The organism is Novosphingobium sp. Fuku2-ISO-50 (assembly GCF_001519055.1).
Taxonomy (GTDB): domain Bacteria; phylum Pseudomonadota; class Alphaproteobacteria; order Sphingomonadales; family Sphingomonadaceae; genus Novosphingobium.
Genome location: NZ_KQ954288.1, coordinates 31,021 through 54,931 on the forward strand (window position 1 = coordinate 31,021; position 23,911 = coordinate 54,931).

Annotated in this window: 21 protein-coding genes; 11 read left to right on the forward strand and 10 right to left on the reverse strand. The window is 60.7% G+C overall.

Annotation, left to right across the window (positions count from 1 at the left end):
- Window positions 1-8: 8 nt before the first annotated feature.
- Window positions 9-1,739: a caspase family protein gene (locus AQZ50_RS07370; RefSeq protein WP_231730156.1), complete on the reverse strand. Its 1,731-nt coding sequence runs from the start codon at window positions 1,737-1,739 to the stop codon at window positions 9-11.
- Between the two features lie 279 nt (window positions 1,740-2,018).
- Between AQZ50_RS07370 and AQZ50_RS20010 the strand changes: the two genes are divergently transcribed.
- Genes AQZ50_RS20010 through AQZ50_RS07405 form a run of 7 tightly spaced genes read left to right on the forward strand, consistent with a single transcriptional unit; the run spans window position 2,019 to window position 10,363 of the window.
- On the forward strand, window positions 2,019-2,528 hold the full coding sequence (locus AQZ50_RS20010) for a hypothetical protein (RefSeq protein WP_156427269.1): 510 nt from the start codon (window positions 2,019-2,021) through the stop codon (window positions 2,526-2,528).
- A gap of 2 nt (window positions 2,529-2,530) precedes the next feature.
- Window positions 2,531-4,156: an SUMF1/EgtB/PvdO family nonheme iron enzyme gene (locus tag AQZ50_RS07380; protein ID WP_067744860.1), complete on the forward strand. Its 1,626-nt coding sequence runs from the start codon at window positions 2,531-2,533 to the stop codon at window positions 4,154-4,156.
- A 55-nt stretch (window positions 4,157-4,211) separates the two neighbouring features.
- On the forward strand, window positions 4,212-5,144 hold the full coding sequence (locus tag AQZ50_RS07385; protein ID WP_082703489.1) for a hypothetical protein: 933 nt from the start codon (window positions 4,212-4,214) through the stop codon (window positions 5,142-5,144).
- A gap of 44 nt (window positions 5,145-5,188) precedes the next feature.
- Window positions 5,189-6,778 carry a C1 family peptidase gene (locus AQZ50_RS07390; protein WP_156427270.1) on the forward strand — a complete coding sequence of 530 codons (1,590 nt, stop codon included), beginning with the start codon at window positions 5,189-5,191 and terminating at the stop codon, window positions 6,776-6,778.
- Window positions 6,779-6,789: 11 nt separating this feature from the next.
- Complete coding sequence (locus AQZ50_RS07395; RefSeq protein ID WP_067744864.1) at window positions 6,790-8,904, forward strand: RyR domain-containing protein; 2,115 nt, start codon at window positions 6,790-6,792, stop codon at window positions 8,902-8,904.
- A complete protein-coding gene (locus tag AQZ50_RS07400; RefSeq protein WP_067744867.1) occupies window positions 8,892-9,659 on the forward strand; it encodes an ABC transporter permease in 768 nt (255 codons plus the stop codon). The genes AQZ50_RS07395 and AQZ50_RS07400 overlap by 13 nt, the downstream gene beginning before the upstream one ends.
- Complete coding sequence (locus tag AQZ50_RS07405) at window positions 9,656-10,363, forward strand: ABC transporter ATP-binding protein (protein ID WP_067744870.1); 708 nt, start codon at window positions 9,656-9,658, stop codon at window positions 10,361-10,363. Before AQZ50_RS07400 ends, AQZ50_RS07405 begins: the two co-directional genes overlap by 4 nt.
- Here AQZ50_RS07405 and AQZ50_RS07410 read toward each other — a convergent pair.
- Together AQZ50_RS07410 and AQZ50_RS07415 are read right to left on the reverse strand one after the other, a co-directional pair.
- Complete coding sequence (locus AQZ50_RS07410; protein ID WP_067744873.1) at window positions 10,315-10,929, reverse strand: ABC-type transport auxiliary lipoprotein family protein; 615 nt, start codon at window positions 10,927-10,929, stop codon at window positions 10,315-10,317. The two genes, AQZ50_RS07405 and AQZ50_RS07410, sit on opposite strands and share 49 nt — an antisense overlap.
- Complete coding sequence (locus AQZ50_RS07415) at window positions 10,926-11,885, reverse strand: MlaD family protein (RefSeq protein WP_231730177.1); 960 nt, start codon at window positions 11,883-11,885, stop codon at window positions 10,926-10,928. The genes AQZ50_RS07410 and AQZ50_RS07415 overlap by 4 nt, the downstream gene beginning before the upstream one ends.
- A 383-nt stretch (window positions 11,886-12,268) precedes the next feature.
- On the opposite strand from AQZ50_RS07415, the gene AQZ50_RS07420 reads away from it, so the two are divergent.
- The 4 genes from AQZ50_RS07420 (at window position 12,269) to AQZ50_RS07435 (ending at window position 16,834) form a co-directional block, all read left to right on the forward strand.
- On the forward strand, window positions 12,269-14,599 hold the full coding sequence (locus tag AQZ50_RS07420; protein ID WP_082703490.1) for a TonB-dependent receptor: 2,331 nt from the start codon (window positions 12,269-12,271) through the stop codon (window positions 14,597-14,599).
- Window positions 14,600-14,659: 60 nt separating this feature from the next.
- Window positions 14,660-15,139, forward strand: a complete 480-nt coding sequence (locus AQZ50_RS07425; protein WP_067745367.1) for a nuclear transport factor 2 family protein — start codon at window positions 14,660-14,662, stop codon at window positions 15,137-15,139.
- A gap of 73 nt (window positions 15,140-15,212) precedes the next feature.
- Window positions 15,213-16,466: an aromatic ring-hydroxylating oxygenase subunit alpha gene (locus AQZ50_RS07430; protein WP_082703491.1), complete on the forward strand. Its 1,254-nt coding sequence runs from the start codon at window positions 15,213-15,215 to the stop codon at window positions 16,464-16,466.
- A gap of 14 nt (window positions 16,467-16,480) precedes the next feature.
- Complete coding sequence (locus tag AQZ50_RS07435) at window positions 16,481-16,834, forward strand: hypothetical protein (protein ID WP_231730157.1); 354 nt, start codon at window positions 16,481-16,483, stop codon at window positions 16,832-16,834.
- Window positions 16,835-16,972: 138 nt separating this feature from the next.
- Here the strand turns inward: AQZ50_RS07435 and AQZ50_RS07440 are convergent, their stop codons facing one another.
- The 7 genes from AQZ50_RS07440 to AQZ50_RS07470 all read right to left on the reverse strand — a co-directional run bounded on the left by AQZ50_RS07440 (window position 16,973) and on the right by AQZ50_RS07470 (window position 23,676).
- A complete protein-coding gene (locus AQZ50_RS07440; RefSeq protein WP_231730158.1) occupies window positions 16,973-17,956 on the reverse strand; it encodes an AraC family transcriptional regulator in 984 nt (327 codons plus the stop codon).
- 566 nt (window positions 17,957-18,522) lie between these two features.
- Window positions 18,523-19,422 carry a LysR family transcriptional regulator gene (locus AQZ50_RS07445; protein WP_067744888.1) on the reverse strand — a complete coding sequence of 300 codons (900 nt, stop codon included), beginning with the start codon at window positions 19,420-19,422 and terminating at the stop codon, window positions 18,523-18,525.
- Between the two features lie 330 nt (window positions 19,423-19,752).
- On the reverse strand, window positions 19,753-20,073 hold the full coding sequence (locus tag AQZ50_RS07450) for a non-heme iron oxygenase ferredoxin subunit (RefSeq protein WP_067744891.1): 321 nt from the start codon (window positions 20,071-20,073) through the stop codon (window positions 19,753-19,755).
- Between the two features lie 9 nt (window positions 20,074-20,082).
- Window positions 20,083-20,598 (reverse strand): nuclear transport factor 2 family protein, encoded by a 516-nt coding sequence (locus tag AQZ50_RS07455; protein ID WP_067744894.1) that lies wholly within the window; start codon window positions 20,596-20,598, stop codon window positions 20,083-20,085.
- Window positions 20,598-20,972: a hypothetical protein gene (locus tag AQZ50_RS07460; RefSeq protein WP_067744897.1), complete on the reverse strand. Its 375-nt coding sequence runs from the start codon at window positions 20,970-20,972 to the stop codon at window positions 20,598-20,600. The genes AQZ50_RS07455 and AQZ50_RS07460 overlap by 1 nt, the downstream gene beginning before the upstream one ends.
- 22 nt (window positions 20,973-20,994) lie before the next feature.
- Window positions 20,995-22,215, reverse strand: a complete 1,221-nt coding sequence (locus AQZ50_RS07465; RefSeq protein WP_067744900.1) for an aromatic ring-hydroxylating oxygenase subunit alpha — start codon at window positions 22,213-22,215, stop codon at window positions 20,995-20,997.
- A 150-nt stretch (window positions 22,216-22,365) separates the two neighbouring features.
- Window positions 22,366-23,676, reverse strand: a complete 1,311-nt coding sequence (locus AQZ50_RS07470) for an acetamidase/formamidase family protein (protein WP_067744903.1) — start codon at window positions 23,674-23,676, stop codon at window positions 22,366-22,368.
- Between the last annotated feature and the right edge of the window lie 235 nt (window positions 23,677-23,911).

A 23,911-nucleotide genomic window follows, 5' to 3' on the forward strand; every position in this document is an offset into this window, starting at 1 on the left:
TTTTCGCGTCATTGGCCGGTATAGATTTCGCCGATCGAAAATCCGCCCCCGCTTGCCAACAGATCCTTGATCGGTCCGGCGACACGCACCGCGAGACGCTGCCCGTCAATGCTGCGCAGCAACGCGCGCAGCGCAACCGGCGGCTTCGCCACGACGACCGCGACAACGTGGTCGGTGCCATAGGGCGCTACAACGCGATTTTCGACCAGTGGCAGCTTGCCGCCCGGCCCCAGTTGCCCATCACCGTCTTCATCGGTCAGCGGAAAAAGGCGCTGTATGGTTCCATCCGAGGCAATGTTGAAAATGGTCGCGTAGCCCGGCGCTGCGTTTGCCCCGCCACCGGTGGTGCGCAGATCAATCGCAACCTTTGCACCTTGGGCATAGCGGACACCGTTGGGCCTGGGTCCGACCTCGATCCGCACCGTACTTTCATTCATCAACGGCCGAAGCGCTTCGACCGTATTCCATTTTTCAATCACTCCGCGCAAGCCCGCGACGGTTGTAACCCCTTCCGCCACCACGTCGCCCGAACGATGGAACACTTTGCCTTTTGTCGAATCCCAGATGAAATCGGCATCCTCGCGGTGCCCGACCTCTTGCCAGGGCACATCGGCCCCATGAATGGCCTGCACAGCCCCGCCGTTCAGGACAAACAACCCCGGCAGCACTTGCCGCGCCGGCGGCGGCACCGGCACGCCATTGCCGAACAGCGGCAGATCGCCTGATGCTCCGGTATAAGTGATGCGCGGTTCCTGCCGTTGGCCGGTAAGCGCACGGACCTGACTGCCAAGATAAATGCCCAGTTCGCTCGGCGTAATCCTGCCATCGTGGTTGAGATCGGCGGCAAGCCCCGCACCGTTGGCGCCGGGTGTGGTCAGGCCCTGTTCCAGCGACCAGGTCATCACACCGCGCGCTGGCGCGCCACCGACCGGCATGGCGGCTTCAAGTGCAAGCTGATCATCCTGTGCCCCGCCGATATAGACCAGATTGGCAAGGTCTGGACGATCGACAGGACGGGCAACAGGGCGGGCAACCGCGCGGGCCGCCGCGCCATTTCCAGCGGCACCCACGGCCTCGCCGGCCCCGGCGGTGACTGCGGGGAAACGGGGCCCCGGACGCGGGATCAGGACGAATTGCCCGCGATCGCCGCGAAACGCCGTGCGCGCCACAAACCGGAACGAGGCCGGATCGATCGAGCGGTTCAGCGTGCCCGAATGGCAGGTGTCGGCAATCATCAGGATATGCACGTCCGGCGGAACATAGCGCGCCATCCAGGTGTAGAAATCCTTGTCGACAATGAATTTTTCCGTGTCCTGACGATCTTCGTCAAACCCGGCCAGCGGGATGAACTGGTCGAAATCACCATCGGCCGTGCCCTTGATCGCAGCGTCTGCCTCTGCACCATGGCCCGAGTAGTAGAACACGATCCAGTCGCCCGGTCTGGAGCGCAGGCCCAGCGCATGCAGCGCGGTCTCGACGCTGGTGCGGGTGACTTCTGCATTGCGAAGCACGGTAACGTCCCTCGCGCCCTCGCCACGCACTACCGCCTCCATCGCGGCAAGGTCGTTTTCCGGCCCTTTGAGATTGGGAAACATCGGCGAATTGAATGTCCAGACACCGGCCAGCAGCGCGCGGGTTTCTGCCAGCGCCGGTTGCGGCGCGCAAACCATGGCCATGAGCGCAAGCGTTGCGCGCACAACTGCATGCGCAATTTCATGCGCAAGGGCACCCCGTTTCATGACGCAGCCCTTTCCCGAAAGTCATTCCGACGCCGGTTACAGGCCATTTGCCTGTTGCCCGCACCCTGTCGACATACTACTCTTCGAAAAGGGTAAAGCAATGCCTTGGGGGGATGGGCCGGGATGCTACACCGTCATCGGACGCTTACGGGCGCAGTTCTTGTACTTTCGCCTTTCCTTACAGCAATTTTGCATACACAGGCGGCGTGGAGCCAGACGCCTGCGGGGCAGCAGGGGACAATCTCGCCCGACCAGGCAGTCGGAACGCGGGGGGTCATCGTGCTGCGACCCTCGGGCATTTCGACCTCCGATCAGACACCGACGCCAGCCCCGGTTTCCACCCCGACCCCGATTTCCACCCCGACCCCGATTTCCACCCCAACCCCGCCGCCGCTTCCGGCGCCGGTCGTAAAGACCTGTGACCGGCCATTTGCCCATACCGATGTCACGCTTGGCGGGTCCGGCAACTTCCGCACGGCGTTGCGCGACCGCCTTGCCCGCAAATCCGGGCCGGTGATCGTTGATATAGCCGAGCCCTTCTCGGTCAGCAGCAGCACGCCGGTCGACCTCGCGCCGTGGCTGGGCGAAGTGAAGACATCGGGCGGGATCGTCTCGGTCGACACATATTGCCAGGACAGCCGGGGATTCTTCTCTTTCCTGCGCGGCCTGTTCGGCGGCGGACCTCGCAACGCCTATGGCGCAGCCGATGGCTATGACGCGGTGTTCCACGTCGACGGCCTTGTCGGCGTGGTGACCCAGGTCGAATTCAAGCCCAGGGCGGCGCTGTGACCATGCCCGGCAGGACAGCGTCGGCGCGCCTGTTCGCCCGGATCGCGCTGCTGCTGCTTGCCGCAACCATGCTGTCCGGTGTCCTGCCGGGGGTGGCGATGGCGCGCGAACCCAGGATCGCGCTGGTCATCACCAACGGCGCCTATCAGAATTTCGACCCGCTGCGCGCGACCGGCGAGGACGGCAGCCGGGTGGCCGCCGCGCTGACCGTCGGGGGGTTCAAGGACGCGTCGGGCACCGGCCCCGTAACAGTGCGGCACGACCTGACGCTGGACCAGATGCAGGCGGCGCTGACCACGTTTCGCGAACAGCTCAAGGCCGCAGGGCCCGACGCCTTTGGCGTGCTGTACTATTCCGGGCATGGTGCCGCGCTCAGCACCTATGGCGATGTCATGCTCTTGCCGGTTGACGCCGGACGCACCTTGACCGCGCAATCGACCGGGCTGACACGCGCGGCGCTTACTCGCTCCCTGCTCGGTTCGGGCGCGAAAAACGTGCTCATCATCCTCGATATGTGCCGCAACGTTCTCACCGAGCCACCCGTGCCCATTGCGGATACGGCCCCCGGAAACACGCCCATGATCGCCGAAACCGGCCCCGATGGCACCAAGGGTCTTCGTCGTCTGGTGCGGCAGTCCGACACGCTGCTGCGCCCCGATCAGGGGTATCTTGTCGCCTTTTCGACGAGCGCAGACCAGGTCGCGTTTGACGACGGCACCTTTTCGCGCGTTCTGGCCGAAGAGATCCGCCGTCCGCAGCAGAACATCGCGACCGCGCTCAAACGAACATCGGACCGGGTGGCGATGAATGCCGCCAGGGCCGGTACGAATTTCCAGAAGCCGACGTTCGATTATGGCCTGCAGGGTGAACCGCCCTGTTTCATCACGTGCGATGCGGCCGGCGCCGGGCGTTTCTACGATTGCGCCAATTGCCCCTTCATGCGGATCGTTCCGGCGGGAACGGGCCCGATCGGATCGCCCCCGTCAGAAGCCGGTCGCAGTCGTGACGAGCCCTTGCAGCATGACGAGCGGATCGATCATGCCTTTGCCATGGGCGTCTATGAAATCACGATTGCGGAATGGGCGGCATGTGTGCGCGACAAGGCGTGCCGCCCGATTGCCGACTGGTCAAAGGAAAATCCCAATCCGCTGATCCCGGCGACAGGGATCGGTTTTACCGACGCGCAAGGGTTTGTCGCCTGGTTGTCGGTCCAATCGGGATTGCCCTATCGCCTGCCGACCGAACAGGAATGGGAATATGCCGACCGCGCCGGCGCGGCGAGCGCATTCCCGTGGGGCGATACGATCACCCCCGGTGATGCCAATTATGACCAGACCGCAAGCTATCGCAAATCCCCCACCGCGCCCTATCGCGGCTATCCCGAGGCGGTGAACGCCTATCCGGCGAATGCGTTTGGCCTCTATCAGATGAACGGCAATGTCCGGGAATGGTCGGACGGGTGCGGCGATACGGCCTGCAAAAGCCGGATCGCGCGCGGAGGCTCGTTTGAAAGCGCGCCGGATGAATTGCGCTCGGCCAGCCGGCTGGCGATCCCAGGCGGACACAAGCGCGACGACATGGGGCTGCGCGTTGTCCGCGATCTGCGGCCCGACGAGATCATACAATGAACCAGGCGGGCCTGCAAAGGCACCGCATGCCATAAAAACCACAGGGGAGCGTGCGATGAAAAAGACCATGGCGGCCATTGTCGGATTGGCGCTTTTGCCCGGCAGCGTGCGGGCGCAGACTTACGGCGGGGCCTATTACCCCACGTATGGCAGCCCCAACAGCATCCAGTTTCAGGCGGTCAAGGCCGCACTTGATCTTGAAAGCGTCGAACCCGAAGGTGCGGACCGCATGGGCCCGGAAGGCGATTCAGACACGATCGGGGGCGCGCTGACATATTGGGGCGTGCCCGGCCAGACCGGCGAACGCTATGACGCGCATTACCAGCATGCCCGCCGCGTGTTCAAAGGCAGCCGCGCCCGGCTTGTCATCGACGTGCCGGTCAATGTCCTGCACGCCGGTACGATCACCTCGCCATTCGGCACCGAGAAAGGTGATACGGCAACTCTGGGAACTGTCAGCGTCGGACTGGAGCTGCCGGCCAAATCGAACTGGATCGTGACTCCGCGCGTGTCATACGGGGTTGCCGCGGCCGGCGACTATTTTGGCGGCAATGGTGAATTGCTTACCGGATCGCTGACCAGCCGCTACCAGATCCGGCAGATCGGTCGCGGCGATCTGGTTATCGGCAATTCCATCGCCTATACCCATTCGGCCAAGCTCATCACGTCGCAGCAATTCTTTGCTCCGACGGTCAATTGGGTGTTTCGCAACGGTCTTGCGTATCAGTTACCGCTAAAAAGCCGTATGTTTGGTCGTCAGACGTCACTGCGGGCAAGCTATGTTTTCACGATCACGACAACCGACCCGGTGGTCTACAAACATGAGCACGAATTTGGCCTGAGCTTTGGCGTGCGCACGCGCGAAGCCGAACAGAAAAACCGTTTTGAACAACTGCGCGTGGGGTTACTCTATACGCACAGCAACCTGTCGTTCCTGCCGCACAGCGGCTACGACGCGGGAACGGTGACTCTGGGCTATCGCTTTTGAAATTGCTGCGATCGACACCGGCATTACAGCGGAGGAGAGGCAAGATGCGACTTTGGCTCGGCATGGCGCTGATGGCGCTGGGCCTTTCGGGAACGACACGCATCGCACAAGCGCAGCAGCCCGGCGCAGACCCGCAGGCGGGTGCGCCTGCGGCAAAGCCTGCTCCACGGTTTCCGACCGGCGCCACGCCGATCGCGCCAGAAGAATACGCCCGGCTGCCCAAGCTGGGAGCGTTTCGCGCCTGGTTGCCCAGGCATGTCGACCTGTCGGCCATGTTTCCGCTGCCGGGAAACCAGGCGCCCAAGCCCGATTGTACCGCCTGGGCAACGACGTATTCCGGGCTTGGCTATCTGCACGGACTGTCGCTCGGCCATCGCCCGCAAATGGCCGCCGAAGAGCCAAGTCCCGCCTATGTCTACAATCGCTTGCGACCAAACGGATCCAGTTGTGCCGTTGCGACCCGCATTGTCGATGCGCTTGCTCTGTTGAAATCCGAGGGGACCGTGTCTCTGGCCCAGTTTCCCGACAATCCCGGCCTTTGCGGCAGCCCTGTGGCGCATTCCATGGTGAACGCCGACTCTGGACAAAAACTTGGCGACTGGCGGGCGATCGATCGGGAAAAGTCCGGCGACTGGCACAGCCCGGTGGTGATCGATGATATCAAGGGCGCCTTGTTCCGCCAGCAACCCGTGGTGTTCGCGATGCCGGCAGCCGACGACTTCATGGCTTTCACGGGGCCTGGAATCTATACCCATGCCAGTGCTGAAAGCAGCAACTGGCATGCCATGGCGCTGGTCGGCTATGACGAAGACCGGCAAGCCTTTCGTGCCATCAACAGTTGGGGCACCACCTGGGGCGATGCGGGTTATGCCTGGATCGGTTATGACACCTTCAAACGACTGGCTGGTGAAGCCTATGCGTTGCAAAGCGCCGCCGATGCCACGGCAAAGCCGGTCGGTGAGGACAATCTGACCCCGCGCCAGGCGCTCGAAGCCCGGATTGCCAATCTTCCCTGTGGCACTGCCCGGCTGGAAGAAGGCCATACGCATCCGACCCTTGCCGGTTTTGCCGGCAGCGAGGACGCGCTTGACAGTCTGCACAAGGCGCTGCTTGCGCTCGACCCCAAGGCAAAATGGTCGATGGACTATCACCCCTGGCCGCAATGCGAGGCCGAAATGACGCTGGCCGCGGCATTGCGCGTCGGAGGAATCCAGTTCGTTGCGCAAAGCGAAACCGGCATGCCGCGCACGGGCGATCCCATCGTGATGAAGGCTGGTGAAAAATTCGGCTTCAGCGCGCAAACCACGGCGGACCGCCCCTGGCTGAGCGTGATCTATCTTCAGGCCGATGGCGGCGCGGTGACGCTTTACCATGGTCAGCCGACGCCCGACCGGCGCGGGCGCCAGCACGTCGAAATCGGCACCGGCGGATCCGGTCATCTGCAATTTCAGGTCGGGGGGCCGTTTGGCGCCGAAATGATCATCGCCATCGCGTCGGCCGAACCCCTGTTCGGGTCAGAGCTGGAAGACTATGCCACAGAGCGCCAATTCCTGTCCGGCCTGCGCGCCCGATTGACGCAGGCCCCGCCCGGAACGGTTGCGGCTGTGGCGCTGCGCCTCCTCACTCAGGGCTGAGCGGCGGTTTCATGAACGCCAAGACATCCGGCCTGTTTGCCGCAGCCGTGCGCAGGCCGGTGTGGTCGGTCGCGGTGGCGCTGGCATGTGCCGGGTGTGCCGGAATGGCAGGCCTGTTCCTCGCGCACGCCGGGGGCGGCATAGAGCCTGTTGCGGGGCTGATGCTGGGGCGCCTGCCTGCCATGCCGGATGACGCGGCCCCTCCGGCGCTGCTCGCGTTCGCGGCTCTGGCGATGCCGGTACTCGAACTGGCGCTGTTTGCGGCACTGGCCTGGACCCTGGTGCGCGGGCCGGTGCGGCTGCGGCTGATGCGATTGCGGGGGGATCACCTGGTCATTGTCGGCCAAGGCGCGCTGGCGCGAATCGCCGCCACGCATGAACTGGACCGGGGCGGCGCGGTCCTGCTGTGGCGCGTCGATGACGGTGCGCCCCGGCGTGCCCCGGATTGGGTGGGCCCGGCCTTGCGCAGGGGGGCAGTCCAGGTCAGGCGTGGCGATCCGGCGCGGACGGTCGCCGAACTGGGCCTTGCCAAAGCGCGCAGCGTGTTGCTGCTGTGCGATGGGGCGCAGGACAATGCCGATCTTGCCGAGCAGGTCTTGCGGGAAGCGGCGCGGGTGCGGTTTGCGGGCGATCCGCTGGCCGTGATCGCGCAAATCGACGATCGCGCGATGCAGGCCCGGCTCGATGCCGAGGCTGATGTGATCAGCAAGGCGATTGTGCGGCTTCGCTTCGCCTCGATGGCTGGCCTCGCTGCGCGCAAGCTGTGTCTCGACTGGCCGCTGGATTGCTTTCGCCGCGCCGGTGAGACCGAGCGCCGGATCATCGCTTTCGGATTTTCGCCGGTGATCGAAAGCTATGTGCTGCGGGTATTGGCGGGCAACCATTTCCGCGACGGGGTGCGGCCAGACATCCTGATTGCGGCACCCGCCGCCGCTGCCGCTGCGGAGCAGTTTCGCAGCCACCATGCCGGTGCCGACGCGCTTTCTCCGATCGTGTTCGAAACCGTGGATTTCGCTCAGGCCTCGCGCGCGGTCGCCGATCTGCTCGCGCGCCATGGCGATCCGGTCGCGGTGCTGGTCGACACCGGTGATCCCGTCGTTTCACGAGCTGTCGCAGAGGCGGTCGACCGGCATTACCGGACACAGGACCACGCCACGCCGCCGGTGCATCTGCGCGTCGACGCCGATGACACCCCGCCCGCCCCCGCCATGATCCACGCATTTGGCGGACTGGAGGAATTTACCGAACCCGATCTTCTGACCCAGGAACAGCACGACGCGCTGGCCCGATCGATCCACGATTTCTACCTCGAAGGCCGCTTCGCCGAAGGCGATCGGATCGGCGCTCGCGGTTCGATGAAGGAATGGGACGATCTTGCCGAAAGCTTTCGCGACGACAACCGTCTGGTGGCCGACTGCTACAAGCTCAAACTGCGCGATATCGGCGCGCGGATCGTTCCCGATCGCGGTCCGCCCTTGCGTCTTGATCCCGATGAACTGGAGGACATGGCCCGCGCAGAACACGACCGCTGGATGGCCGCGAAAATATCGGATGGGTGGATTCATGGGCCGCAACGTGATGACCGGCTGCGGCTTCACCCCGATATCGTGCCTTATGACGCGCTGTCCGAGCGGGTGAAGGATCTTGATCGCGAACAGGTGCGGGTCATGACGCGGTTGCTGGCGGCTGGCAATGAACGCACGTTGCGTGTCTTGACGGTGGCGATCGAACCCGGCGTCCGTGGGGAAATTGCCGCAGGTTTGCCGGGTCTGCTTGCCACCGTTGCGACGCAATGGCCCGACCGGGTTGTGATCATTGCGGGATCGCTGGGCCACGCGGCGGCGCGCAAGGCCATGGCGGCTGCCGGCGAACGTGTGCGGCTGGTTGTTCCCGGCCATGCCGGGCGCCTGATCGAAGGACTTGATGCGGCGGAACAGGCCATTGCGCGAGGCATGCTGGCACGCGCGGACAGCATTGTCGGGGTCGCAACTCCTGCAAATGTCCGCGAGGCGGTCCTCGCCGGGGCAGACCTGGTGATTCTGGATGAAACCGCAGACAATGTGCCCTACCCGACGGTGCGGATTTCGGCCAAGGGGCTCATCAGGACCGCGCCGTGGCTTGGCTGACGCGGATCAGCGCAGCGCCACGCGGCATCGGTACTGCGGCCTGGCTGATCTGGCGGGCGCTGACCGGCGTGTGGGAGCCGCTGTGGACCGGCGATCCGCTGGTCGAGCACGGCATGGCCGAGGCGCTGGCCCGCTTTACCTGGGGGCCTTTGGCGACCCTGATGGCGCTGGCGGCGATGACGGGCCTGATCGCCGGCGTGTCGGTGGGCCGGTTGTTGCAGTCCTATGATGCGCCGCTGCTGGTCCTTGGCGCGCTCGATGCAGTGCTGTTGCGCGATGTGCTGCCGCTGATCGTCGGCGTGTTTGCCTCGGGCAGTGTGTCGGTCGAACTGGCCTCGCAATTGGGCGCGATGTCGTTGGCGCGCGAGATCGAGGCGATCGAGGCGATGGGCCATGATCCGGTGCCCCGGGTTCTGGGGCCTGCCCTGCTCGCAGTCTTGCTCGCCAGCCCGGTGCACATGCTGGCAGTGGCGCTGGCGGCAATTGCGGGCACCATGGCGCCAATCCATCTTGCCGCCCATGTATCGTGGCGCGAAATGGCCAATATCGCGCTTTCGAACGCCGCCGGCCATGCGCTGCTGACCGGCATGGCCAAAGTGATTGTCTTTGCGGTGATTGCCTTTGGCGTGGGCGCTGCGGTCGGTGCCGCGCCGGTCCGCGTGCCGACGGCCATTGGCCGTCATGCCGGGCGCGCCTTTGTCATCGGGCTGCTGGCAATCTTTTTTGCCGCAGCGCTATGGACCATACTGACATGAGCGAGCCACCGGTTCTTCAATTGGCGGGGGTTTCGCTTGTGCTGGGGGGTGTGCGGCTGATGGACGGCGTCGACCTTGTCCTTCAGCGCGGCGAACGCGTGGCCGTTGTGGGCAAAAGCGGCACCGGCAAGTCGGTACTCCTGCGGCTGGCCTGCGGCATGACCGATCCGCTGGCGGGACGGATCGCGCTGTTTGGCGAAGATCTATCCGGGGCCGATGCGACAAAGCGCCGGATCCTGCGTTCGCGATGCGGTCTCGCCCTGCAGGGCGGGTCGCTGCTGGCCGGGCTCAGCGTTGAAGACAACATGTGGCTGGCGCTCGGCACCGTTGCCTCGGCGCGCGCGCGCGTGCGCCGGCGGCTCGACCGTGTGCTGTACGAATTCGGCATCGAATATGCCGCAAACTTGCGCGCCGGCGATCTGTCGACCGGCGAGCGGCAACGCGTGGAACTCGCGCGAACATTTCTGCGCGATCCCGAACTGGTCATTCTCGACGAACCGCTCGACGGGTTGCGCGCGAGCGGCGAGGCGATCGAGGCGCAAGTTCGTCGCCAGATCGTACCGCGCGGACGCAGCCTGCTCCTGATGACGCAAGACGCCGGAGTTGCCGCGCGACTGTGCGACCGGGTTTTCCGCCTGTCGCGCGGACGGCTCGTTCAGCAGGAACCGTCTGACCGCGCAGGCGCGCCTGTCGCCAGATCCTGAGCAAAGGCGGTCACCGCCGCGATCAGCGCCACCTCGAAAGCACGCGCCCGATCGCTGGGGCCTGGCCCGGCAAAAGGCGCGCTTGCACACCATTTCCCCGTCCTCGCCACTTTGCCGTGGTCGATCACCGTTGCCTCAAACGCGATCACCGCCTGGCCCGGCTCGGCCGACAATTCCTCGAACCGGTCAAGCATGGCAAGGACCCGGATGTTCGCCGGCGCGGCCACCTCGGGCCCGGTGACGCTGGCAAAACGCGTGCGCAGCCCTGTGACGAGCGCACGCTCAACCACATGTGGCGGGGGCTGCTCCCAGAACAGGCTTTTGGCCTGATTGATTTCGCCGGGACGTGCGGGATCGACATAGGCATAGCGCGACTTCGCTGCCTCGCCCACGGCATCAACGGCGGCGACCGCAACGCTGCGTGAATCGAGTTTTCCAGCGGCCGGGAATACCGGGGCAATTCGCAAGGTGATGGGCGCGTCGGCCTTGCCCATCACGCCGCAGCCACCGATTCCCAGCATGACCACTATCGCCAGGGCGCCAAGCGTTGCCAGATTGGATTTCATGGCTTTGGTTCCAGGTTTGGTTTCAGACCGGGCGGATCCTTGTAGTTTTGACCGCGAATCGCAAAAGTGGGATCCGCGGCAAGCCGTTCGGACAGCGCATCGAGGTTGGCAGTCATGCGCTTGAGGTTTGCCGTCGCTTCGACCATCGAGGCGGAAGCCCCCTCCAGCATCTGGTTGGCGCGGCTCGAGCTCCTGGCGGCCTGATCGATCAAAATGGCCAGATTGGCGCGATTGTCGACAACAACGCCATTGGTGTTCTGCAGGATGGTATCGACCTGGCGGACATTGACCCTGGCGAGTTTTCCGGTGATCTGCCGCACATTGCCGAGCGAAACGGCCAGGTCGCCCTGCCCCGGCCTGAAGCTGCGATCGAGCCGGTCGCTGAGCGAATTGAGCGCAGCCAACGTCTTGGTAGCGCTGTCTGCGACTTGCGCCATGTTGGCGCCATCGCCCCCGCTTCCCATCATGGTCTGCAGGCGCTGCGCCATTTGATTGGCTGAACGCGCAACGTTTGCCGCCTCGCGCACCGCCACGGCGGCAGAGGTGATCAGATCGGGGGATCTCCTGCATCCCGGGATTGCCGCGGGGCCGCTATCCAGTCGTGGCACGGGACTGCAATCCTGAGCATCCATCGCGGCAAGACACTGCGCCGGGTTTGCCGCAAGGCTCGGCTCTATCGCGACAAGATCGATCGTCGGCGGGGTGAACGGGTTGGCGGCGGCGGCACTGACGTACGTGCAAGCCGACGGACGCCAGTCGCGCCGCACATTAAGACCGACGCGAAAGGTCCGGCTGGCCGGATCAAGAGCGACCGAGCGCACTTCGCCGACAACCGCGCCGCGAAAGGATACGGGCGTGCCCGCATCGATGCCTGCAACATTGTCGAGTGTGGTAGTTACGGTGCGATAGCGAAACAGCGGATCAGGCACGAAGGCAATGACAGCCACCGCAAGCATCGCAACGACGCAAGCCGCAACGCCCCACCTGACCTGTGTTTGCGTGTCCGGCGACATACCCCCTCCCTCGCCCCAGTGGTGGGCGCAACACCCGCACTGTCAAGCGTAATCGGCCCGGCTTTTTGCCCGAAACCCCATTTCGATACACCGGGAGTGTGGCAGCCCAAACGGCAATTCGGGTCCGACTGCACCCTTTCGCTCTGACAACACCTTCATCACGCTACAGGGCTATTCGGCGCGGCAGTGGGATAGCCGCCTTGACTGGTTCATGGTGACGTCCGGACCGTGAGATGCGGGCAATCTCGGCCCCTCATTACGCATCAAATAATAAAGTTCTGTGTCAATATTTCCAATTTAAAATTCAATATAAATAGGGGAGCAATATGAGCAATAACAAGCATCGCAAACCGCTCTGGAGAGCAATGCTGCTGGCTGGTATCGCGAGCGTGACCTGGTCTCACAAGGCGTTTGCCGAGGAGCAGCCCCAGCCCAATCCGAACGCCTCTGCGCCCGCGCACTCGACGGTCGAAACGATCACCGTGACGGCCCGCAAGCGCGAAGAAAAGCTTCAGGAAACTCCGATTTCAATTTCGGCCTTTTCAGCGAAGGGTCTGGAATCGCGAAACATCACCCAGATTGACCAAATCGCCCAATCAGTCCCGAATCTGACCATAAAAAGTTCTGTTTCCACGTCCGGAAACAATACATCAGCTTCGTTTTTCATTCGCGGAATCGGCCAAAGCGATTTTCTTCTCAATGTTGATCCCGGCGTGGGTCTGTATGTGGATGGCGTTTACGTCCCGCGCTCCATCGGTGGCCTGCTCGACCTGCTGGACCCGGAGCGGATAGAAGTTCTGCGCGGTCCGCAAGGTACGCTGTTTGGCCGCAACACAATCGGCGGCGCAATCAGCATCACCTCGCAAAAGCCATCGTCCACCTGGACAGGCTATGGACAGGTCACCACCGGTTCGTACAATCGCCTTGACTTCTCGGCCCGCGTAAGTGGCCCGATCGCTGAAAACCTGCTCGTGGCCGTATCTGCAGAGCGCCTGAAGGAAGACGGCTACGTAAAGAACATGCTGCCTGGCGGGCCCGACGAGGGTGGGCGCAATTCATGGTCGATGCGCGGACAATTGTCCTACACGCCGACGGATCGTCTGTCGATTGACCTCGCCGCGGACTATACACAGCAACGAGACGAAACGTCGCCAAACGTACTCATCGCTGTCAATCCGAATGCGCTGCTGGTTTCATCCTACAACGCCAAAGTGGGCGGCACCTGTGTAACCGCCGCAGCCTCGTCCAACCCGGCGTGCTTCTCCTCCTACTATGTGGCGGGCCCTTACAGGACCTACAGTACCTATCTGACCTCGAACCCGGTGTCCGAGGCCTTTGCCCAGTCCGTGCTTGGAGCGCCGTTTGCGCCGCAATCCAACGCTGACATTTACGGCGTAAGCGGCACCATCGGCTATGATTTTGGCGCTGCCAAACTGAAGTCGATCACTGCCTTTCGGAGCGTAAATGCAGTCTATCCTCGCGATACAGACCACTCGCCGCTTCAAGTTGAACAAGTGCTCAATCGCTTCATCGACAAGGAATTTACCCAGGAACTGCAACTGTCGGGCAAGGGTTTCGACGATCGGTTGAAGTGGCTGATCGGGGCATTCTATGACCACGAGACCGGCACCCATCGCGACTTTCTGGATGTCGATCTGTTCGTCGCGCTCAGCGGTGGATCTGTCAAAAACGACAGCGTCGCCGTCTATACACAAGAAACGTACGAAATCACCAGCAAGCTCAGCTTGACGGCGGGCGTCCGCTGGACGGACGATACCAAACGGTTCACACCAGACCAGTATATCGTCCAGGACCTGGGGCTCGGCATTCCTGCCGGAACGCCCTTGCTGCCAAATACTCAAGTCGAAACAACGGCGCGAGAATGGACCCCTTACGTAAATCTGTCCTATAAATGGACGCCGGATGTGATGACCTACGCCAGCTACTCCAAGGGGTACAAGGGCGGCGGCTTCACGCAGCGCGTCTTTCCTCCGCTTCCCGCCACCCCCTCCTTCGCGCCGGAGACCGCCAATGTCTACGAAGTGGGTTTCAAATCTGCCGCGTTCGGTCACAGACTTCAGGTGAATGGCGCCGCATTTTACACTGATTACAAAAATCTTCAGGTAAATACTCTTGCAGGCATTGCTCCAATTACGGAAAATGCCGCCGCAGCCACGATCAAGGGGTTCGAACTCGAAGCGCAGGCCACCCCTGTTGACGGATTGCATCTGGAGGCGAGCACGGGCTATCTGGATGCGGCCTATAAACATCTGGACCAGGCGGCGATCGACGCTGGTCTTGCCCTCGGCAACAAGCTTGTTGACACGCCGAAATGGACTTACGCGCTGTCTGCAAGCTACGATATGCAGTTCAAATGGGGCACTATTTCACCGAGAATTGACTGGTCATACCGTTCATCGGTTGAAAATGACGCGCTCAATCATATCCTGCTTCATCAGGACGGTTATGGAATACTCAACCTGGCGCTGACGTATCACTCACCGGACAAACTCTGGACTGTGTCGGCCGGCGGACAGAACGTCTTGAACAAAGCCTACATCGAATCCGGTTTCTGGGACATGCCTGTTACCGGCATCGTCGAGGCCGCTTACGGCCGCCCAAGCGAATGGTACCTCAAGATCAAGCGGAAGTTCTAACCCGAATTGCGCGGCCGGAGCATGTCTTCGGTCGCGCATGGATTTGAGGATGCGCACACAATGATCGATTCCAATCGACTGGCGCGACTTGAGGCACGCTTTGCCATCAACGATCTCGTCACTGACCTGGCGCTGGCTTTTGACGCCGGACCATCGAGAGATTTGCTTATCCCCCTATTTACGGACGATGCAGTTTTTGTAATTGACCAATTTGACAAACTTATCGGAGGAAAGGAAATAGCCATCGGCGTTTCCGCCAATTCCGGTCGCGGATTCAAGTGGGGATTACACTACTTTCTCCCCCCAAAAACGACGTTGAACGAAAATGCAACGTCGGCCGATGCGACATTTTATTTTTGGGGAATTACGACTTCGGTTCGCGATCGAGCCTATTGGATCGGTGCGCACTATACCTCACACGTTCTCCGCGATCCCGATAGTGAGAGATGGCAGTTCAAATATCTTGAGCTTCATGCTGAAGTTATTTCTCATTATGCCCAAGGATGGACTAAAAAGCCCGCCAGTTTTGACGACGTATAGATTATGGTGATATTGGTTAATATCAATGCCAAATTACCACTTTCATATCGCATCCAATACATTGAGGTTTCCTATGATAACGAATGACACCGGCGACAGCATCTCCGAACAAAAATCCGCTTCACCGAGGATTTCATCGACGCAAGAACTGCGCGATCGCTTCGGCGTTGCGCCCGTGTCAACCGAATCGATTTGCAATCCCGCAATTTATGATCTTGAGAAAGAGAAGATCTTCCGCAAGACCTGGCTCAAGGTTGCCACAACGTGGGAGATTCCTGAAATCGGCGATTGCAAAGTCAAGGATCTTCCAGTTCTTGATACATCACTCGTGATAACACGAGGTCGCGACGGAAAAATCCGCGCATTTCATAATGTATGCACACATCGCGGAAACAAGATCATACCGGAAACCGACACCGAGACTTATGTTCGGGCGCGCGCCAACGTGCTCACCTGCCGCTTTCATGGCTGGGTGTTTTCCACGGACGGAACCCTGAAATCCGTACCGGCGCAGGATCACTTCGGCGAACTGGACACCGCCTGTGCGCGGCTCAGGGAGGTTGCCTGCGATGTATGGCAGGATTTCGTCTTCATAAACATGGAGCCCGAACCAAGTCAGACACTCGCCGATTACCTCGACGGACTAAGCGTGGTGTTTGGCGGCTATCCCTATGCGGAATCGACCCAGGCCTATCGCTACAGCACCGTGCTGGACTGCAACTGGAAGGTGGCCCTCTATGCCTTCAGCGAAGGCTATCACGTGCCGACCATCCATGCAGGTTCACTGCCGGGGTTTCGTGGGGCCGATCACGCAGAGTTCAAGGTCATGTCGCCGCACGCCTCGTCGACGATCTTTGCGGGGGGAATGGACACCACGCCTGCGACAAGCGCCTTTGCGGCCGTATTGCACGGTTCGGCCGCACACCGTCCCAGGCCGGATCAACTACCAAAAGCGATCAATCCAACAGGCAGGCCCGATTTTCAGTTCGAACTGCCGACCATCTTTCCCAACCTGATCATTCACCTTGGCGCCGGCTGCGGCTATCCGGGGCTGAGCTTTTTCACGCACCAGTTCTGGCCGATGGCGCACGGAAAAACCCTGTGGGAGGGGACCAATTATTTCCGCCCGCCCGCCACTGCGGCCGAAAAGGCGGCGCAGATCCACGTGAGCGCGCTGCATCGGAATGCCTGGCTCGAAGACACCGCCACCATGGAAGACACTTTCAAAGGTTTGATGTCAGGGGCGATCACCGAAATGCAGCTCATGGATCAGGAATTTCTGATCCGCCACATATCTCAAAATATTGATAAATATATCAACGCTTGAGGATGCTGACTATCATGGACAAAACTTCATCCGATGCGATTACTTCGCGATTCAGCGATCTTTCCCCATTGTTGGAAAAGTGGGCATTTCCAGCCGAAAATCAGCGTAGTGCGGTTCGCTGGGGGGCAAGCGCTTCAGAATTTGAAGAATTCTATTCCAAAATGATGCCCAGACTGGGCGAATTTCTGGAACTTCTGTCTCACAATCCGCCGAACAAGTTGCCGCCTGAATTGCACGGGATTTATCAGTTGGTCTGCGCATTTGCCGAGGCTGCACCTCACCACGAGCTGTACAAGGGAAGCGCGGAAGTCCCCCATAGCTTCGACCCTCGCCGCTTTCGGGCGTTACATGGCAACGACCCGAGCTGACGTGCCGACGCCCCCTGGTCCTTGATAGCAACCGCAGTCCCTGGGCCGGCTCGCCTTCCAGCGTTCCGGCCTCATCGTCGGCGGCCTCGCGGATAATACCAAAAACGGCAGTATATAGACGGCCTGATTCAGTGGATACTATTTCGATCCGGTACGTTTCAGTGTAGCAGATGGAAGCTCTCCGAACCGCTCACTATAGTCCTTGGCGAATTTTGAAAGATGGGTGAAACCGCAGTCAAGCGCGACCTCGGTGACCGAAAGCTCGGCGTCCGCACCAGCCTGCAATTGGCGATGCGCCAGGGAAAGCCGGCGGTTTTTCAGATAGTTCATCGGCGTCGTATCACGAAAACGACGAAACCCGGCATGGAGCGAACGTGCCGAAATCCCCGAAACGCTGATCATTTCATCCAGCGTGATGGGATCGCGCACGTGCTCGTTGATAAACTCCTCGACCCTGCGCACATAATAGGGCGCGGGCGTGGATGCAGGGGCATCAAATAGATCGGTGTGGTTGTGCGGAACCGCGGCAAGCAGCAAACGCTGCAAGGTTTGCTCGATCGCGCTTGCGGCACGCGAATGACCGAAAGCCGACGAACCGTTATCAAGGTCATCGCAAATCATGCGAATGAGTTGCGCAAAAGCTACCGCGGCCCCCTTCATGGGCACGGGTTGGGCCGCGAAATGCAATTTGCCCGGCCGAAATCCGAGCTCTTGCGACAAGACTGCCTCAACCGCCGCCTTCGGCATCTTGACCGTGAAATGCTTGTACCCCTCACCGAAAACCTGGCGAATGCGCGCCTCCGGGTCCAGAACACAAAAGAATCCCGGCAGCAGCTCAAACGTCTTATCTTGATGTGTTATTTGAGCAGACCCGGCAAGCGTGACCTGGATAAGGTAAAGCGCCTCCATCGGAGGGATGTTGACAACCACGCGTCCATACGGATTGCCGTAGTCAGTGGCATTGAAGGTCACCGAATTAAGAGAGGCCTGATGGTGCCGAAAGGCGATGGGGGGATTGCCGCCCTCGATCCGCAAGTCATGGGGGCAAAACATCTTGCACATGTGATGATGCACTTCATCGATGTCCCGGGTCACCAAACGAGCCATGCGCGGCAGCGGCATGCCAGTACCATCCCATTGGCGGTTCGTCTGAGCGTACATCAACATCGCGCTTCCCCATTCGATTTGTTCTTATCTTGACTTATCACCTTGTGAGAAATCAGCCGCCAAGCAGTCAGATATCCGCTGCGTCACGGCGCCCCGCTTGCGCTTTTGGACAGCGAAGGAGAGAAACCACGCGCAGCAGTGCCTCGCTCCGCCATCGATACCGTACCGGGAATGCCCCTCTCATACTGCCGTGTCACCAACCTCTCTTGCGCGAAAAAGCGGGCTGCCCCTAGTGGATTTTCCGTTTTTGACATTTGCGCACCACCTAGCCGAGAGCGGTAGCAAATGTCAGAATCGGACCACTGGCATCGAGCCCCGATTTGCGCGGGAAAATGAACGGGGCCGATTCAAATAGGCCTCAATTATCCCGTGATGTCCAATACCCTTCCTTCAATTAATTAGACCTCAGAGGTATTGCAATCGGCTTTCAGCCTTGCGCCCGAGCGAACCACACCGGCCCCGGCGGAAGACCGTTCACCATTTCCCGGTCCGGCCATGCGCGCAATATGGCGATGGGTTGGTCATGCGCGCGCACCGCCGGCATGGAGTTCACAACTGATCCCGATCAGCGCTTCCAATTCTCCAGAGATATCTCCTGCACGATGAATCATCATGATGGGCGAAAGCGCGCCCCGCTCGGCGATGGGCAAGTAACACACGTCATCACGACGCAAGCGCTGCACCGATTCAGGAACGATGCTCAGACCGGCATGGGCCGCAACGAGTCCGATGGCGGTCTGCAATTCGCGCACTTCGGTCAGCGGGCCTGGCACAAGCCCCAGGTCATGAAACACACTCAGAATATGATCCGCGTAGCTCGGCCGAGCCGGACGAGGATAGACAATCAGCGATTCCGACAGAAAATCCACAAGGCGCAAAGGCCGCCCCACCCTGGTAAGCGCATGTCCCGCCGGAACGACCGCGACGAGAGGCTCTTCGGCCAGAACAATGCGCCGGATGGCCTGATCTTCGATGCGCAGTCGGCCAAACCCGACATCAATTCGCCCTTCTTTGAGCGCGGCGATCTGCTCGACCGTCGAGCATTCCAGAAGCGACACATCGACATGGCTGGCACAGGCGCGAAAGCGGCGAATGACCGCAGGCAGATGCCCATAAAGCGTCGAACCGACGAAGCCGATGACGAAGCGCCGCCGCCCCGCGCCGGCCATCTGACTCATCAACGCCTGCAACTGATCGAGCCCCGCAAGGACGTTCGTCGCATGTTCGTAAAACAGGCGCCCCACCTCGGTCAGCTTGAGCGGACGCGAAGTACGATCGAACAGTTCGGAACCCACATTGTCTTCAAGCTGGCGGATCTGCCGACTAAGGGGCGGCTGGGCGATGTTGAGCAGTTCGGCTGCGCGGGTGAAGTTGCGTTCGTTGGCAACCGCAATGAAATAACGAAGGTGCCGTAGTTCCATAAATTACCTGCAGAGTATGACGTTATCCCAACGCAATCCCTCGCGCTTGGCGTCGTAGACCACAGAATTCTGCCACATTCAACAAACGCGGCTGAGGCTGCATGCCCAAAGCGATCGCAAAAATCGATACCCTGGACGTCGATCTGCCGACAATCCGCCTGCATGTCGTCGCGATTGAGGCCATTACGCCGAACGCCGACCGGACAGCCCTTCCACGGATGCACATAATCACAAGCCATTCCCCGAATTTTCGCAGAATCCAGCAAATCCGATTACATGAATTTTATAAAAATCAGCGCTTTCTTGAGGGTTCGGCGTCTTTCACGGGCGTCAATCGTGATCGGCCCGGCGTTCGATCCGGAGCTCTCCATTCGCGATGGTGACGGCATACGCAGCGATCGGTTCCGAGCACGGCGCTGCGCGGGGCTCTCCGCTCCTGATGCAAAACGAGCCCATGTGATAGGGGCAAACAACGGCACCGTCCTCGACATAGCCATCAGCAAGCGATGCCTCACCGTGCGAACACAGGTCATCTGTACAATAGAATGCCCCTTCCCAGTGATAGACGGCAACCACGTGGCCGTCAGACAGTTCGACCCGCAGCGGCTCGTCTGCGGGAACGTCTTCAATCTTGCAAAGCGTAAACAGCACGGTTCTTTCTCAATTCATAGTCAAAGGCACGGGCGCGTCGGGAGTGCCGCCTGCCTTGCCTGTCCATGGGACACTATTCGGGCTGGCCAGTCGGGCTTCGAGCTTCACACGGTCGAACAGCCAGGTGCCGTCGTGAAGACTCAGGCGACTGTCATACCAGCCACCATACCAAGTATCGGCAGTTGTGCCGTCTTGCCGCTTCATCGTGCACAGTTCCCAGAGATACCAACGGCACGTTGCGGATTGCACGGAATCATCCACGACGATGTGCGGCGAAACCATGTAATGCAAAGACCAGGTGACAAAATCTCCGGCAAGCGCGGCCAACCCGTCGGCTATCGCAGCCCGACCCACGAGCCTTGCGATCCCCTCCGCTTCCCAGACGGCATCAGCGCTGAACAGCGGCCCAAGGATCTCCGGATCGTTCTTGCGATCCGCGCCGACCGCATACCTTGCGATCAACTGCCGAATGGCTTCGGCCGCCTCCAGCCGCTGCAAACGCAGCTCGATCGAGCCGATCACCATCAACGCGGGCCGTTGGGGGGTAAAGCCTGCCAGGTTTCGTCCGCACCGTGGACAGCAAGAAAGCGCGCTTCCTCAAAGGCGTATGGCACGCCCACCGCGCCTTTATAAAATTCGATGTGCGGCGCGATCTCGGCCATAGACAAGGCGATGTCATAAATCCCCCGATGGCTTTCGGGAAGCGTTCCGAGCTCATACTTGTCGCATTCATCGAGAATTTTCTCGAGATACGGCAGGACTTCGTCGTAGAATTCGCTCAGTTCCGCGCTGGTGGCCTCTCGGCGTGCCTTCGCGCGTTGGTCCGTGGTCGGCAAAGACCACTTGGAATACTTCGCCAGATTTTCGAACCCCGGAGGAACGGTAGCATCTTTTTGCATGATATAAATCTCCCTCCCGCGCTCAGGAACAAACGTATTGGTCTACGACCTTGCAACTGTGGCGAATGAGTATTTCCTCATCCTGCAGGTGCTGGAATTTCTTTGCACCCGACAACATCGCCCGATAGGTGTCTTCCATTGTTGCGGTATCTTCCAACCAGGCATTGCGTTGCAAAACCATTGCACGCTCAAAGCCCCAAAGTTCGCTATAGGTGCGGGGTTTCTTGAGGTAATATTTCCCTTCCCACAAAGTTTTGTCATGGGAAATCGGCCAGAACTGGTGCGTGAACCAGATCCCCTCGGAAACGTGCAGCAGAACACTGGGAAACAGCGCGCTCAACTCGAACGCCCAGTCCTCTTCGCGATCGGGATTGAGCGTCGGGGGAAGAGTCGATGCCCCGCCGACCGCCGCCAGCGAACCGCGCGAGCGCTGGTTGGCCAAATCGCCAATCGGGGTTTTCGGAAGATTCTCCACCTGCAGGCGCACCGAACAGGTTCGGTGCGGGCCAAACAACTGCACATCCTCGATTGCCCCCTCGAACACATTGGGGAACGAGCCGGCGTGGATCGTATCGACGTGATAGGCCTCGGCAAAGGCGTCCGACGCGACCTTCCAGTTGCAGTTCAGTGTCGTGTGATAGGTAAAGCCATAGTCACAGGCAGAAAAATCGAATCCGCCAAAATGATCGGCATACCCGCCCAGAAATTCCTTGAGCGGCTGAACCGGACCCGGATCGACATTGACGAAGACAAAACCGGCCCAGGTGTCACAGTGAACTTCGGTTAGTCCGTTTTCCTTCTTGTCGAAGCAGCTGTAAAAGCGATCCTCCTGAGGAACGCTGACCAGATCGCCCTTCGCATCGTAGACCCAGCCGTGAAACCGGCAGGTAACCACACCCGCACGATTGCGGCCATAAGTCTCTTGCCCGGTTTCCGTGACCACCGTATTGCCGCGATGCGAACAGGCGTTATGGAATGCCCGGATCACGTCATCCTTGCCGCGAATGATGATTATCGAGGTATCGGCGCAATCCAGCCGCCGAACCTTGTACGATCCGCGCTCGGGAAGCTCGCGCTCGAGCGCCACATAGAGCCATTGCTTCTTGAATATTTTCGCCTTTTCCCTCGCGTAATATTCAGGGTCCACATAAGGCGAGACAGATAGCGGCTCCTGGCCCAGTTCGGGATATTTTCTGGCCCAACGGCCCGGCGCCTTGTCAGTCGAACTTACCTGAGTGGCCATCGCTGTCTTCCTCTCAATCTGATCCCGCCCGCGGACAAAGCCCCCACGGGCCGCCGCAGCACCGCAACTTTGATGCCGCCGAGCTTACCCGTGCGCGGGTCCGCCGCGCTATCCCGGCACCGCATTCTGCTATCCGCATGCCGCAGGTATTTACCTGTCCCGTGGGCCATACTGTTCCTCGACCAGATGCAGGATGCCCATGCGCGCGAGGATCGGGGTGGGGCACAGGAACGTGACGCGGACCACGCCGGGCAGGCGGCTGATCTCGACAGACCCCGCGATCGTGGCCCGGTTGAGGATCTCGTCATATGGCAGGCCTGTCACCCGGGCCGCGCGGTCGAGCCCATTGCTGGTGGCGTCATTGAGATTGGCTCCAGAGCCGATAAATGTGATCGGCGCGTTATCCTCGATCTGTGTCTGACCATATTTCGCGCCCAGGGCCGCGACTGCGGCGCGCTCTGCCGCGCTCATCGGCCGGGCGAGAAACGGCAAGTCCTCGACGGTCTGGAGCAGGATCGGCCCGTCGAGTTCCAGCCCTTTTACCACCTCGACCTGCAATTCGACCTCGCCGGCGACGTCGGTGGCGTGGCCGGCAATCTCGCCGTTGCCCTGCTGGGCATGCATATCGCCCATGTAGATACCAGCCCCCGGCACCTTGACCGGGCAAATCAGGATCGCGCCCTCACGCACCGAGTTGGTGTCCATGTGTCCGTCGGTCTTGTGCCGGTTCAGCTCGTCCTGCGAGAAACTGTAGCCGTGTGGCGCATCGATCAGGAACGAGCCGAAATCCCCTGCATTGTGCGAATCCGGCAAATCACGCGAAGGAATTGTTCCGATATTGCCCAGGAATGGCCGCATCCTTGCCGAAAGCCCGGAGATATCTGCCCGCGCCAGCGACAGGATCGAATGCTGCATCGAATGTTCGGGCATGGCGGCATTTGCCTTCGCGTCGCGTGCCAATCTCTCCGCCACATCCTTGCCGACGGTCAAGGACACCTTGTTTTCGCGGTCGAGCACGATGACATAACCGTTGCTGAAACGAAATGCGCTGACTTCCGCGCCGCACGCATCGCAATGGACGGCATCGTCGCCAACGCCCTCGATGTGGCTGGACGGGCTGGTCGTACCGCAGGCCGGGCACAACTTGGCCACGAACGGATCGCCGAGATAACGTCCGTCAACGAATTCCATCACTCCCGATGACGTCGCGAGCGAGGTCACCCGCACTGTCTTGAGCCTGATGGCCACGGCATCGCCGATGTCGGCCCCTTCGACCATGACGGGCCGCGTCACTTCGTGCCCGCCCTGAAACTTGGGCGTAATCATCGGCCCCCAGCAGCCCGGGGGCGTGCCGGTTCGGATTGTGCCCCCGCTCCGGATCGTCGCCGCAGGTGTGATACCTGGGCCCACGATCCCGCCGCTGTATTCATAGACGCCAATCTCATCGCGCACATCGACCATGGCCTACCCCGTCTTTCTGAATGATCGGATTGCCAAGGCGCCGGCAATTCATTGAAACTGCTCTGGCCGGGTGATGCCGGCGCCGTCAAACCGACCGATATGATTTCAATTCGAAGACTGTGAAGCATCGATATAGGAGCAAGCTTCCAATCGCAGAAAGGCGGGGACTGCAGTCAATAGCCGCTGGGCGCAGTCAACCATGATCAGTCATCAGTAGAAATCCAAAATTGGCCCC